A 13,392-nucleotide genomic window follows, 5' to 3' on the forward strand; every position below is an offset into this window, starting at 1 on the left:
GCCGGACCTGGGGCCGATCGGCTCCAACGGCCTGGCCAGTCCGCGCGACTTCGAGGCGCCCGCGGCCGCGTTCGAGGACGACGAGACGCCGACCGAGGTGGTGCAGAAGTTCCAGGGCGGCCTTTGGACCACCACCCTGCCGTGGTCGCCGCTGGACGTGGTCGCCTGGCATGGCGACCTGGCGCCCTGCCGCTACGACCTGGCGCGGTTCAACACGATCAACACCGTCAGCTTCGACCACCCGGACCCCTCGATCTTCACCGTGCTGACCTCGCCCTCGGAGACCCCAGGGACCGCCAACGTCGACTTCGTGATCTTCCCGCCGCGCTGGATGGTGGCGGAAGACACCTTCCGGCCGCCCTGGTTCCACCGCAACGTGATGAGCGAGTTCATGGGCCTGGTGCACGGCGCCTATGACGCCAAGGCCCAGGGCTTCGTCCCCGGCGGCGCCTCGCTGCACAACTGTATGAACGCCCACGGCCCCGACCGGACCAGCTACGAGGCGGCGGTCCAGGCGGAGCTCGAGCCGCACAGGATCGAGGACGCCCTGGCCTTCATGTTCGAGAGCCGCTGGGTGATCCGTCCCACGGCCCAGGCGATGGCGCTGCCGCAGCTGCAGAAGGACTATGACGCCTGCTGGACGGGGTTCCCGAAGGCGCAGGTTCCGCGGTGACCTCCGCGAGCCGATGTTCTCCTGCGGCTCAGCGCAGGTTGACGCCGACCTTGCCGAAGAACTGCTTGCTCTCCAGGCAGCGCATCGCATCGGTCAGCCGGGTCAGGTCGAAGACCACGTCCACCACCGGGCGGATCCCGCGCCGGGCGGCGAAGGCGAGCATGGCCTCGTGCTGCTCACGGTCGCCGACCGAGATCGGCACGATCGGCTTGTCGATCTGCCTGTTCCAGCTGAAGTCCCCGCCCAGCATGCCGATCGCGGCGATCACGCCGCCGTCGTTGAGCAGGCTCGCGGAGGCCTCCAGCTCGGAGGCGCCGGCGGTGTCGACGACGATGTCGACGCCCCTGCCGCCCGAGGCCGCCCGGACGGCCTTGGCCCAGTCGGGGCTGGTGCGATAGTTGACGCCGACGTCCGCCCCCAGCGCCTTCGCGCGCTTGAGCTTGGCGTCCGACGACGACGTGATGATCACCTCGGCGCCGGCGGCCTTGGCCCATTGCAGGGCGGCGATGGAGACGCCGCCGGCGCCTTGCACCAGCACGCGCTCCCCGGCCTTCAGCGGTCGCGCATCGAAGAGCGCCGACCAGGCGGTGAGCGCCGCACACGGCAGCGTCGCGGCCTCCAGGTCGCCCAGTTCGTCAGGAACCAGGCAGAGGCTTTCGGCCGGAAAGACGGCGTGGGTGCGCGCCACCCCGTCGGCCGAGCCGCCCAGCATGTCCGGCGAGTTCCGCGCGCCGGCCGCGAGGCCCTGGTGGAACAGCGGATTGACCCGATCGCCGGCCTTCACCCGGGCCACCCCCTCGCCCACCGCCAGCACCTCGCCGGTGGCGCAGGACAGCGGCACGTATTCCGGCTGCTTGGTCATGCCGGGCAGGACGCCGTTGACGAACAAGAGGTCGCGGAAGTTGAGCGTCGCGGCCTTCAGGCGGACCAGCGCCTCTCCCGGCCCAGGCTCGGGGATCGCGACCTCGCGCAGTTCCACGCTGTCGATCCCCGCGCCGCCTTTGGCGAAGGCTGACGTCGCGGCCATGTCCGTCTCCCGTTCCTGGTGTCTCACGGGGCAGATCCTGGCCTTCGCGCGGCGCGGACTAAAGACGCAGCGCTGCGAAGCTGACGATATCGCCCTGGCGGCGAAATCGCCCCGCATGTGGGAACGACCTGGCGGACAGCCTGCAGGCGATCGCCGACGAACGGCAGAGGCGCGGCCTCCTGGCGCAGAGCGGATCCGCCCCTCGGGGATCGCCTTGCGCTGCGACAAGTCGCGCAGCCTCCTCGGGGTTCACCTCTCCGACCCGATCCTTAAGTTCCAGCCGCTCCAGACAACGGGCGCGGCCATCATGACCCTCTCCAGCTATTCCGACGTCTTCGGCATCAGCCACGAGCGCGAGTTCGACGAAGAGATCCGTCCCGGCGACCTCGTCGCCACCGGCGCGAACCTGCATCCCTATTTCGAGGTCCTGGCAGTCAACGGCGACAAGGCATGGGTCCGCAACGTCCAGAACGGCGCCGACCACCTGGCGCTTCTGAGCCGTTGCCGCCGGTTGGGCGGGGCGCTGGAAGGACTGGCCATGGCGGCCGAATAGGCTGCCCAAGCTCAATTTTCGGCCGCGCTGCTCAAAACTCCGCCTCTTGCCGGAACCAAGCGTGGCCGTGAACGTATCCATGACAGGCGGGGCGGCATTTGCGCAAAATCGAGCAACCGGCCCTTGGTGCGGGGGAGGCGTCTGATGTCCGCGTTCCAGGCTTATTCCGGCGCCTATGAGTTCGCCGGCAGCTCCTACGGCTGGCGCTGCTACGCCACCGCCCGAGTGTACGAGGTCCGCCAGACGGGGCACGCGCCCCTTCCCTGCGCGCCCCAGGGCCGCAAGTGGATGGCGCCGCCACGCAAGGCCTACGAGCCCGACGTCGCCTGCCTGGTCGACGCGACGGTCGAGGAGTTCTCGCAGATCCTGCTGCAGGTCGAGGCCGAGCGGCGGCCCGAGGCTGAAACGGCCGCTGCCTAGTCCGACGGCGGCCTTGCGCGACGAAACGTCCTTCGGCGCGATAAGGCGGGATGGAACGGCACGTGAGGCTGGACGCGGCAGGTCCGCCGGTTGAAGTCTCTGCGCAGGCGTCGCGGTCCGGCCGCCGAAACCTTGCGAATGAGAGCTTCATGACGTCCCTGCCGAACGCCGCCGTCTCGATCGCCCTGCCGGCGGAAGACGAGGAGGTGGCCGCGCTGCGCCGCACGCTGGTCGCCAAGCTCGCCTATTCGGTCGGCAAGGACCCGACGGTGGCCAGCCAGCACGACTGGTATGTGGCCACGGCGCTGACGGTGCGCGACCGCATCATCGACCGCTGGTTCCCCTCGACGCGGACGATCTACCGCGAGAAGCGCAAGCGGGTTTACTACCTCTCGCTCGAGTTCCTGATCGGCCGCCTGCTCAACGACAGCCTGCACGCGCTGGGCTTGACCGAGGTGATGCGCCGGGCGCTCGCCGAGCTCGGCGTCGACCTAGGTCCCCTGTTCGAGCAGGAGCCGGACGCGGCGCTGGGCAACGGCGGCCTGGGCCGCCTGGCGGCCTGCTTCATGGAGAGCATGGCCAGCCTGGAGATCGCCGCCTACGGCTACGGCATCCGCTACGACCACGGCCTGTTCCGCCAGAAGATCAAGAACGGCTGGCAGTCGGAGGTGCCGGAAAACTGGCTCGCCTCCGGCAACCCGTGGGAGTTCGAGCGGCCGGAGGTGACCTATCCGATCGGCTTCGGCGGCTCGGTCGAGGCCAGGGAGGGGGCGGACGGCGAGCCGGTCTACGCCTGGACGCCGGGCGAGACGGTCGAGGCGCTGGGCTACGACACCGCCATGGTCGGCTGGCGCGGCAGGCACGTGAACACGCTGCGGCTCTGGCGCGCCCGGGCGCCCGACCCGCTCAGGCTCGACGCCTTCAACCGCGGCGACCACGTCGGCGCGCTCGCCGCCCAGGCGCGCGCCGCGGCGATCTCGCAGGTGCTATATCCGGCCGACGATAGCCCTGCCGGCGAAGAGCTTCGGCTGCGCCAGGAGTACTTCTTCTCCTCCGCCGCCCTGCAGGACATCCTGCACCGGCACCTGCGCGAGCACGGCGACCTGAAGAACCTGCACGAGCACGTCGCCATCCAGCTCAACGACACCCACCCGGCGATCGCCATCCCGGAGATGATGCGCCTGCTGGTCGACGTGCACCGGATGGGGTGGACCGAGGCTTGGGACCTCACCGTCCAGACCTTCAGCTACACCAACCACACCCTGCTGCCGGAGGCGCTGGAGCACTGGGGCGTGCCGCTGATGGAGCGGCTGCTGCCGCGGCACATGCAGATCATCTACCTGATCAACGCTCTGCACCTCGACGAACTGAAGGAGCGCGACCTCGTCAGCGACGAGGAGCTGGGCGTGGTCTCGCTGATCGACGAGCACGGCGGGCGCAAGGTGCGGATGGGCTGGCTGAGCTTCATCGGCTCGCACAAGGTCAACGGCGTCTCGGCCCTGCATACTGACCTGATGCGCCAGACGGTCTTCTCGACCTTCAACCGCATCTATCCCGACCGGATCGTCAACAAGACCAACGGCATCACCTTCCGCCGCTGGCTGATGTGCGCCAACCCGCGGCTGACCGACCTCTTGGTCGAGACGGTCGGCCGCAAGGTGCTGGACGACGCCGACGCTCTGGCCGACTTCGCCCGTTTCGCCGACGACGCGGCGGTGCGCGAAGAGCTGCAGGCCAGCCGCCGCGAGCACAAGGTCAAGCTCGCCAACCTGATCCAGGCCAGGCTCGGCCTGAAGGTCGACCCCGACGCCATGTTCGACACCCAGATCAAGCGGGTGCACGAGTACAAGCGCCAGCTGCTCAACATCCTGGAGACGGTGGCGCTCTACGACGCCATGCGCGCCCAGCCGACGCGGGACTGGGCCCCGCGGGTGAAGATCTTCGCCGGCAAGGCGGCGGCCAGCTACCACAACGCCAAGCTGATCATAAAGCTGATCCACGACGTGGCGCAGGTGGTGAACCACGATCCGGTCCTGCGCGGCCGGCTGAAGGTGGTCTTCCTGCCGAACTACAACGTCTCCCTGGCCGAGATGATCATCCCGGCGTCGGACCTCTCCGAGCAGATCTCGACGGCGGGCATGGAGGCCTCGGGCACCGGCAACATGAAGCTGGCGCTGAACGGGGCGCTGACCATCGGCACGCTCGACGGCGCCAACGTCGAGATCAAGGAGCGGGTCGGCGACGACAACATCTTCATCTTCGGCCTGACCGCCGACGAGGTCGAGCAGCGCCGCCGCGAGGGCTTCGGCTCAGAGGCGATCATCGCCGGCTCGCCGATGCTGCAGCAGGTGCTGGACCAGATCGGCGCCGGCAGCTTCTCGCCGGGCCAGCCCGACCTCTACCGCGACCTGCTGAACGGGCTGATGCTGCACGACCATTTCCTGACGCTCGGCGACTTCGTCGACTACGCGAAGGCCCAGCGCCGGGTCGACAGCCGGTGGCGCGATCCGGCGGCCTGGTGGCGCTCGGCAGTATTGAACACCGCGCATATGGGATACTTCTCCTCGGACCGCACCATCCGTGAATATGCTGAGGACATCTGGAGCATTCCCGTGGAGCCCCGTTGAGTCCATCGGACGCGAGTACCTGGCGTATCGCCGAACGCGAGATCGACGCGATCGTCGGCGCTCGGCATGGCGACCCGTTCGCGGTGCTGGGCCCGCACCTGACGCCGGCCGGCGTGGTGATCCGCGCCTTCGCCCCCGACGCCGAGACGCTCGCGGCGCGCAGCCCGGACGGCGCGCTGCTGCTCGCGCTGGACCGCCGTCATCCGGCCGGATTCTTCGAGGGGCTGCTGGCGCGCCGGAAGAAACTTCCCGACTACCGGCTTCACGCGGCCAACGCCGGCGGCGCCTGGGAGATCGACGATCCCTACCGCTTCGCGCCGGTGCTGGGCGAGATGGACGACTACCTCCTGGTCGAGGGCGCGCACCGCCGGCTTTGGGAGCGGCTGGGGGCGCATCTGACGATCCACCAGGGTTCCGCCGGAGCGCATTTCGCCGTCTGGGCCCCGCATGCGCGGCGGGTCTCGGTGGTCGGCGACTTCAACGCCTGGGACGGCCGCCGCGCGCAGATGCGCAAGCGCATCGACAGCGGCCTCTGGGAGATCTTCGTCCCCGGCGTCCGGGAGGGTGCGCGCTACAAGTACGAGATCGCAGGCCCGGACGGAGAACTCCTGCCTTTGAAGGCCGACCCGTTCGGCTTCGCCGGCGAAATGCGCCCCTCCACCGCCTCGGTCGTCGCCTCGCTGGATCGCCTGGGCTGGACCGACGCGGCCTACCTGCAGGCGCGGGCCGCGCGCGTCGGCCGGCAGGCGCCGATCTCCATCTACGAGGTCCACCTCGGCTCCTGGCGGCGCCGGAGCGACGGCGGCTTCCTGAGCTATGACGAGCTCGCCGACCGCCTGATCCCCTACGCCGCCGAGATGGGCTTCACCCACCTGGAGCTCCTGCCGGTCTCGGAGCATCCGCTGGACGATTCCTGGGGCTACCAGCCGATCGGCCTCTTCGCGCCCACCAGCCGGTTCGGCGACCCGGCGGGGTTCGCGCGCCTGGTGGACCGGGCCCACGCCGCGGGCCTGGGCGTGATCCTCGACTGGCCGGCGGCCCATTTTCCGGTCGACGCCCACGGCCTTTACCGGTTCGACGGCACGGCTCTTTATGAGCACGAAGACCCGCGCCAGGGATTCCACCCCGACTGGAACACAGCGATCTTCAACTTCGGGCGGCGCGAGGTGTCGAACATCCTGCTCGCCAACGCGCTCTACTGGCTGGAGGTCTTCCATATCGACGGCCTGCGCGTCGACGCGGTGGCCTCGATGCTCTACCTCGATTACTCGCGAAAAGCCGGCGAGTGGGTCCCGAACATCCGCGGCGGCCGCGAGAACCTCGAGGCCGAGGCCTTCCTGAAGGAGCTCAACGTCCTGACGCACGGCGCCCATCCGGGCGTGCTGATGGTGGCCGAGGAGTCCACGACCTGGCCCGGCGTCTCGCGGCCTGTGGACGAAGGGGGACTGGGGTTCGGCTTCAAGTGGAACATGGGCTGGATGAACGACACGCTGGACTATGTCTCGCGCGAGCCGGTCCACCGCAGCCACCACCACCGCGAACTGACCTTCGGCCTCATCTACGCCTTCTCGGAGAACTTCGTCCTGCCGCTCAGTCACGACGAAGTGGTGCACGGGAAGGGCTCGATCCTGTCGCGCATGCCGGGCGACGACTGGCAGAAGTTCGCGGGGGCGCGGGCCTATTACGGCTTCATGTGGGGCTATCCCGGCAAGAAGCTGCTGTTCATGGGCCAGGAATTCGGCCAGCGGGCGGAGTGGAACTTCCGCCAGAGCCTCGACTGGCGTCTGCTGGATCACGCCCCGCACGCCCGCCTCAGCCGCGCGGTGGCCGACCTGAACCGCCTCTACCGCGAGGCGCCCGCCCTGCACCGCCACGACTGCGAGCCCGAGGGCTTCCAATGGATCGTCGTCGACGACGCGGCCCAGTCGATCTTCGCATGGCTGCGGCGCGGCGGCCCGGACGATGCGCCGGTGGCGGTGGTCTGCAACTTCACGCCGGTTCCGCGACAGAGCTATCGGATCGGCCTGCCCCATGCCGGCGTCTGGCGCGAGGCCTTCAACTCCGACGCAGGCGTCTATGGCGGCTCGAACCTGGGCAACCTCGGCCGCGTCACGGCCCACGACCAGCCGTCGCACGGCCTGCCGGCTTCGGCCGAGATCGTGATCCCGCCGCTCGCCACGGTGTTCTTGCAATATGACCCCGGGCATGAAGCCTAGGCTTTGGACAGGAGGAATCCGGCAATGACTGGCGGGCCCGCGATCAACGCGCCTCTGTCGCGCCAGGCGATGGCCTATGTCCTGGCGGGCGGACGCGGCAGCCGGCTGATGGAGATGACCGACGTGCGCGCCAAGCCCGCGGTCTATTTCGGCGGCAAGTTCCGGATCATCGACTTCGCCCTGTCGAACGCGCTGAACTCCGGCATCCGCCGCATCGCGGTGGCGACCCAGTACAAAGCCCACAGCCTGATCCGGCACATGCAGCGCGGCTGGAACTTCTTCCGGCCGGAGCGCAACGAGACCTTCGACATCCTGCCCGCCAGCCAGCGGGTCTCCGAGGAGATGTGGTACCGCGGCACCGCCGACGCCGTGTACCAGAACATGGACATCATCCTCGACTACGACACCCGCTTCATCGTCATCCTGGCCGGCGACCACATCTACAAGATGGACTACGAGCTGATGCTGCGGCAGCACGTCGAGCAGGGCGCCGACGTCACCGTGGGTTGCCTCGAGGTGCCGCGCATGGAGGCGGTCGGCTTCGGCGTCATGGCCGTCGACGAGAGCGACCGCATCACCGCCTTCGTCGAGAAGCCCGCCGATCCGCCCCCCATGCCGGGCAACCCCGACATGGCGCTGGCCAGCATGGGCATCTACGTCTTCAACACCGAGTTCATGGCCGAGCTGCTGCGCCAGGACGCGGCCGATCCGAGCTCCAGCCACGACTTCGGCAAGGACATCATCCCCAAGCTGGTGAAAGGGGGAAAGGCGGTCGCCCACCCGTTCAGCCGCTCGGCGATCCGCTCGACGCCCGACGCGCCGCCCTACTGGCGCGACGTCGGCACCATCGACAGCTATTTCGCCGCCAACATCGACCTGACCGAGGTGGTGCCCGACCTCGACCTCTATGACCAATCCTGGCCGATCTGGACCTACAGCGAGATGAACGCCCCGGCGAAGTTCGTACACGACTATCCGGGCCGGCGCGGCAGCGCGACCTCGTCCCTGATCGCCGGCGGCTGCGTCGTCTCCGGCTCGTCGGTTTGGCGCTCGCTGCTGTTCAGCGGCGTGCGGATCAACTCCTACTCGACCGTCGAGCTGGGCGTGATCATGCCCAACGCCACGATCGGCCGATCGGTGCGCCTGCGGAACGTGATCGTCGACCGCGGCGTGAACGTCCCCGACGGCCTGGTGGTGGGCGAGGACGCGCAGCTCGACGCCCAACGATTCCGGCGCAGCGAGGCCGGCGTCTGCCTGATCACCCAGAAAATGATCGACAAGCTCGGCGCCGGGGCTGCGTGAACCAGATCGACGTCCTGGCGATCGCCTCGGAGCTCTACCCGCTGGTGAAGACCGGCGGACTGGCCGACGTGGCCGGCGCCCTGCCCGGCGCCCTCAAGCCGCTCGGCGTGCGCGTACGCACCCTGCTGCCGGGTTACCCCACGGTGCTCGCAGGGCTGGAGACGGCCCGCACGATGCGCCTGCTGCCCGACTTCTATGGCGGGCCGGCGAAGCTGCTGTCGGCAAGCGCCGCCGGCCTCGACCTCTTCGTGCTCGACGCGCCGCACCTCTACGACCGGCCGGGCGGCCCTTACGCGGGGCTGGACGGGCGCGACTTCGGCGACAACGCCCGCCGCTTCGCCGCCCTGGCGCGGGCCGGGGCCAGCATCGGCCAAGGGCTCGTCCCGCGCTACCGGCCGAAGATCGTCCACAGCCACGACTGGCAGGCGGGGCTGGCGGCCGCCTTCCTGACCTATGACCGCGGCCCGCGGCCCGGGGTGGTGGCGACCATCCACAACCTCGCCTTCCAGGGACAGTTCGACCGCAGGCTGCTGGCGGACCTTGGCCTGCCGACCCGGGCCTTCACGCCCGACGGCGTCGAGTACTACGGCGACATCGGCTTCCTGAAGGCGGCCGTGCGGCTCTGCGACCGGATCACCACCGTCTCGCCGACCTACGCGGCGGAGATCTGCACGCCGGAGCGCGGCATGGGCATGGACGGCCTGTTGCGCGGCCGCGCCGACCGGCTGAGCGGCATTCTCAACGGCATCGACACCACGACCTGGGACCCGGCCCGCGATCCGCTGATCGCCGCCCGCTACGACGCCCAGACGCTCGATGCGCGGGCCGCCAACAAGGCCGCGTTGCAGGCCCGCCTCGGGCTCGCCCAGGATCGGCGGGCGCCGCTGTTCGGCGTGGTCAGCCGGCTGAGCTGGCAGAAGGGCCTCGACCTGCTGCTGGCGGCGCTGCCGATGCTCGTCGCCGAGGGCGCGCAGCTGGCCTTGCTCGGCTCGGGCGAGCCGGAGCTGGAGCGCGGCTTCCGGCAGGCGGCGGCCGCCTATCCGGGCCAGGTCGGCTGCGTCTTCGCCTACGACGAGCCGCTCGCCCATCAGATCCAGGGCGGGGTCGACGCCTTGATGGTCCCATCGCGGTTCGAGCCCTGCGGCCTGACCCAGCTCTGCGCCCTTCGCTATGGCGCCGTCCCGGTGGTGGCGCGGGTCGGCGGGTTGGCGGACACGGTGATCGACGCCACGCCGATGAGCCTGGCGTCCGGCGCGGCGAGCGGCGTGCAGTTCGCGCCCGTCGAGACGACGATGCTGGAGAGCGCGGTCCGCCGCACGCTGGATCTCTATCGCGCTCCCGAGACCTGGCGGCGGCTGCAGCTGAACGGCATGGCCTGCGACGTCTCGTGGGCGCAATCGGCGAAGCTATACGCGCGGCTCTACGCCGATCTCATCACGGAAAGAGCGGGCTGAACGATGGGCCAGGCGCGGGTGACGGCAGGCAGGCCAGAGCCCCTGGGCGTCACGCTCACCGCGGCCGGCGTCAATGTCGCCGTCGCCTCCTCCACCGCCACGGCCATCGACTTGTGCCTGTTCGACGACGCGGGCCGGGAGACGCGCATCCGCCTGCCGGAGCGCACCGGCCAGGTGTTCCACGGCCATGTGGACGGCATCGGCGAAGGCGCGCTCTACGGCCTGCGCGCCCACGGCGAGTACGCGCCCGAACGCGGCCTTAGGTTCGATCCCTGGAAACTGCTGGTCGATCCTTACGCCGTGGCGCTCGACCGGCCGTTCGTGCTGGCGCCCGAGCTGCTGCTCCAGCCGCCGCGAAGCGTCGACACCGCGCCCATCGTCCCCAAGGCGATCGTCCTGGCCGCCGGGCCGGAGCTCCCGCCGCCCGCGGTCGTCCCCTGGGAACGCACGGTGATCTACGAGGCCCACGTCCGCGGCCTGACGATGCTGCATCCCGAGGTCCCGGAGGCGCAACGCGGGACCTTCGCCGCGCTGGCCCATCCGGCGGTGCTCGAGCATCTGGCGGACCTCGGAATCACCACGTTGGAGCTTCTGCCGACCGCCGCCTGGATCGACGAGCGGCATCTGCCGCCGCTGGGGCTCTCCAATTACTGGGGCTACAATCCGGTCGCCTTCTGCGCTCCGGACCCCAGGCTCGCGCCGGGCGGCTGGTCCGAGGTCAGGGCGGCGACGGCGGCGTTGGCCGCCGCCGGAATCGAGGTGATCCTCGACGTGGTCTTCAACCACTCCGGCGAAGGCGACGCCCTGGGCCCCACGCTCTCGCTGCGCGGGCTCGACAATCCCGGCTACTACTGGCTCGATCCGGCCGACCCCGCGCGCTACCTCGACCACGCGGGCACCGGCGACGCCCTGCGCCTCGACCGGCGCCAGGGCGTGCGGCTGGCGACCGAGGCGATGCGGACCTGGGTGCGGCGCGGCGGGGTCGCCGGCTTCCGCTTCGACCTGGCCACCGTGCTCGGCCGCAGAGCCGACGGCTTCGATCCCGAGGCGTCCTTGCTGGCGGCCATCGACCAGGATCCGCTGCTCCGCGGCCTGAAGCTGATCGCCGAGCCCTGGGACTGCGGGCCGGGCGGCTATCAGCTCGGCCGCTTTCCGGGCGCCTGGGGCGAGTGGAACGACGGCTTCCGTGACACCACGCGGCGGTTCTGGCGCAGCCCAAGCTCTAGAGATGGCGCGACGCTCGGCGAGTTCGCCGGGCGGCTGGCGGGCTCGCAGGACCGCTTCGGCGGCCGCCACAGGCCCTCGCGCAGCGTCAACTTCATTACCGCCCACGACGGCTTCACCCTCGCCGACCTCGTCAGCTATGCGGCCAAGCACAATGAGGCCAACGGCGAGCAGAACCGCGACGGGACCGACCAGAACCATTCCTGGAACAACGGCGTCGAAGGCCGCAGCGACGACCCGGCCATCCGGGCGCGCCGGCTGGCCGACCAGCGCGCGCTCTTGGCCACCCTGCTGCTCGCGCGCGGAACGCCGATGCTCTCCATGGGCGCCGAGCTCGGCCAGAGCCAGGGCGGCGCCAACAACGCCTACGCCCAGGACAATACGACCAGCTGGATCGACTGGGCCGGCGCGAACCTCGACCTCGCCGCCTTCACCGCCCGCCTGGTCCGAGCCCGCCGCGAGCACCCGGCGCTGCGCGAAGACCGCTTCCTGACGGGCGAAGCCGAGGCCTCTTCCCTGCCCGACGTCGAGTGGCGCGGAGCCGACGGCGGCCCTCTCACCGCCCAGGACTGGGACGATCCGCAAGGCCCGGCCCTGCAGATGGTCCTGACCGCCACCCTTCCCGAGGGCGTCGACCGGGCCGCCGTGCTGGTCAATCGCGGCGAACAAGCGCTGGCGGCGCAGCTCCCGGAGCCGCGCGACGGCCACGCCTGGCGGGTGATCGCCGACAGCGCCGATCCGGGCCACGAAGAAACCCTCGCCGCCGTCGCGCTGACGCTGTCGTCACGATCGGTGCTGCTGGCGGTCGAGACGCCGTCGAAGCGGGCGCCGCGTGCGGCCGACGACGGCCAGGTCGCCCAGCTTGCCGCCGCCGCCGGGATTGCGCCCGAATGGCGCTCCCTCGACGGCGATCGTCATCGGGTAAGCATCGAGACGCAGCGCGCCCTGCTCGCAGCCATGGACCTACCGGCCGCCACCAGCGGCGATGTTCGCGACAGCCTGTGGCGGCTCGCGGCGCCTCGGCGTGCGGTCCTGCCGGCGGGCGTCGTGGCGCCGGAGGGCGAGGCTATCGTCTTCCCCGTCCGCTCGCTGCAAGCCTGGATGGTCGTCGAGGACGAAAACGGCCGCGCCATGCCGACGATGCTCGCCGACGGCCAGGCCCGCCTGCCGGCGCCGCCGCCCGGCCGCTATCGCCTGCGCGTCGGCGCCGAACAGGGCGAGCTGATCGTCGCGCCCCGCCGCGCTTTCGAGCCGCCGGCCCTGGCCGAGGGCGAGCGGGTCTTCGGCTTGGCCGCCCAGCTCTACTCCCTGCGCCGGCGCGGCGACCAGGGGATCGGCGACTTCACCGCCCTGGCGGAGCTCGGCGATGTTGCGCGCGAGAGCGGCGCCCGGCTGATCGCCCTCAACCCGCTGCACGCCCTCTTCCCGGACGATCGCGAACGCGCCAGTCCCTATCAGCCCTCGGACCGGCGCTTCGTCGATCCGCTCTACCTCGACGTCTCCCGGTTCGGCGGCTCGGCGAAGGGCGATCAAAGCCCCGCCCTCATCGACTACACCGCCGTCGGCCGGCTGAAGGATGCGGCGCTAGCCTCGGCGGCGGACCTCGCCCACGGCGAGGACTTCGCAGCCTTCGTGACGGCCGGCGGCCAGGCCCTGGCCGACTTCTGCGCCTTCCAGGTGATCCGCGAGGCCTACCCCGGCGTCGGCTGGCGCGACTGGCCGCAGGCGTTGCGCGATCCGGCGAGCCAGGCGGTGGCCGCCTTCGTCGCCGCCCGGCCCGAGCGGCTGGCCTATCACCAGGCGCTGCAGCACCTCTGCGACCGGCAATTCGCCGAGGCCGCCCGGCACGCGCCGGACCTCGGGCTGTGCCGCGACCTGGCGGTGGGCGCCGCGCCC

At 70.5% G+C, this 13,392-nt stretch carries 9 protein-coding genes; 8 read left to right on the plus strand and 1 reads right to left on the minus strand.

All coding sequences use genetic code 11. From position 1 onward, the window contains the following. On the plus strand, window positions 1-673 hold a 673-nt coding region (locus VJS38_RS08125; RefSeq protein ID WP_324087648.1), incomplete at its 5' end, for a homogentisate 1,2-dioxygenase domain-containing protein. Window positions 674-701: 28 nt separating this feature from the next. Here the strand turns inward: VJS38_RS08125 and VJS38_RS08130 are convergent. Beyond that, window positions 702-1,700, minus strand: coding sequence for an NAD(P)-dependent alcohol dehydrogenase (locus VJS38_RS08130; protein ID WP_324087649.1), 999 nt, complete (start codon window positions 1,698-1,700; stop codon window positions 702-704). On the opposite strand from VJS38_RS08130, the gene VJS38_RS08135 reads away from it, so the two are divergent. The 7 genes from VJS38_RS08135 to glgX form a co-directional block, all read left to right on the plus strand. After that, window positions 1,675-2,253 carry a hypothetical protein gene (locus tag VJS38_RS08135; protein ID WP_324087650.1) on the plus strand — a complete coding sequence of 193 codons (579 nt, stop codon included), beginning with the start codon at window positions 1,675-1,677 and terminating at the stop codon, window positions 2,251-2,253. The genes VJS38_RS08130 and VJS38_RS08135 overlap by 26 nt on opposite strands. A gap of 144 nt (window positions 2,254-2,397) precedes the next feature. Further along, entirely contained in the window at window positions 2,398-2,673 is a 276-nt protein-coding gene (locus VJS38_RS08140) for a hypothetical protein (RefSeq protein ID WP_324087651.1), read from the plus strand. Window positions 2,674-2,822: 149 nt separating this feature from the next. Then, the gene (locus tag VJS38_RS08145; protein ID WP_324087652.1) at window positions 2,823-5,300 is read left to right on the plus strand and encodes a glycogen/starch/alpha-glucan phosphorylase; all 2,478 of its coding nucleotides are present in this window, start codon (window positions 2,823-2,825) and stop codon (window positions 5,298-5,300) included. Then, on the plus strand, window positions 5,297-7,516 hold the full coding sequence (gene glgB / locus VJS38_RS08150) for a 1,4-alpha-glucan branching protein GlgB (RefSeq protein ID WP_324087653.1): 2,220 nt from the start codon (window positions 5,297-5,299) through the stop codon (window positions 7,514-7,516). The genes VJS38_RS08145 and glgB overlap by 4 nt, the downstream gene beginning before the upstream one ends. Before the next feature lie 24 nt (window positions 7,517-7,540). Next, window positions 7,541-8,818 (plus strand): glucose-1-phosphate adenylyltransferase, encoded by a 1,278-nt coding sequence (glgC, locus tag VJS38_RS08155; protein ID WP_324087654.1) that lies wholly within the window; start codon window positions 7,541-7,543, stop codon window positions 8,816-8,818. Then, window positions 8,815-10,272: a glycogen synthase GlgA gene (gene glgA, locus VJS38_RS08160; protein ID WP_324087655.1), complete on the plus strand. Its 1,458-nt coding sequence runs from the start codon at window positions 8,815-8,817 to the stop codon at window positions 10,270-10,272. The genes glgC and glgA overlap by 4 nt, the downstream gene beginning before the upstream one ends. Window positions 10,273-10,275: 3 nt before the next feature. Next, on the plus strand, window positions 10,276-13,392 hold a 3,117-nt coding region (gene glgX, locus VJS38_RS08165), incomplete at its 3' end, for a glycogen debranching protein GlgX (protein ID WP_324087656.1).

Origin of the sequence: Phenylobacterium sp., assembly GCF_035276905.1 — a bacterium.
In the GTDB taxonomy this organism is placed as follows: Bacteria; Pseudomonadota; Alphaproteobacteria; order Caulobacterales; family Caulobacteraceae; genus Phenylobacterium.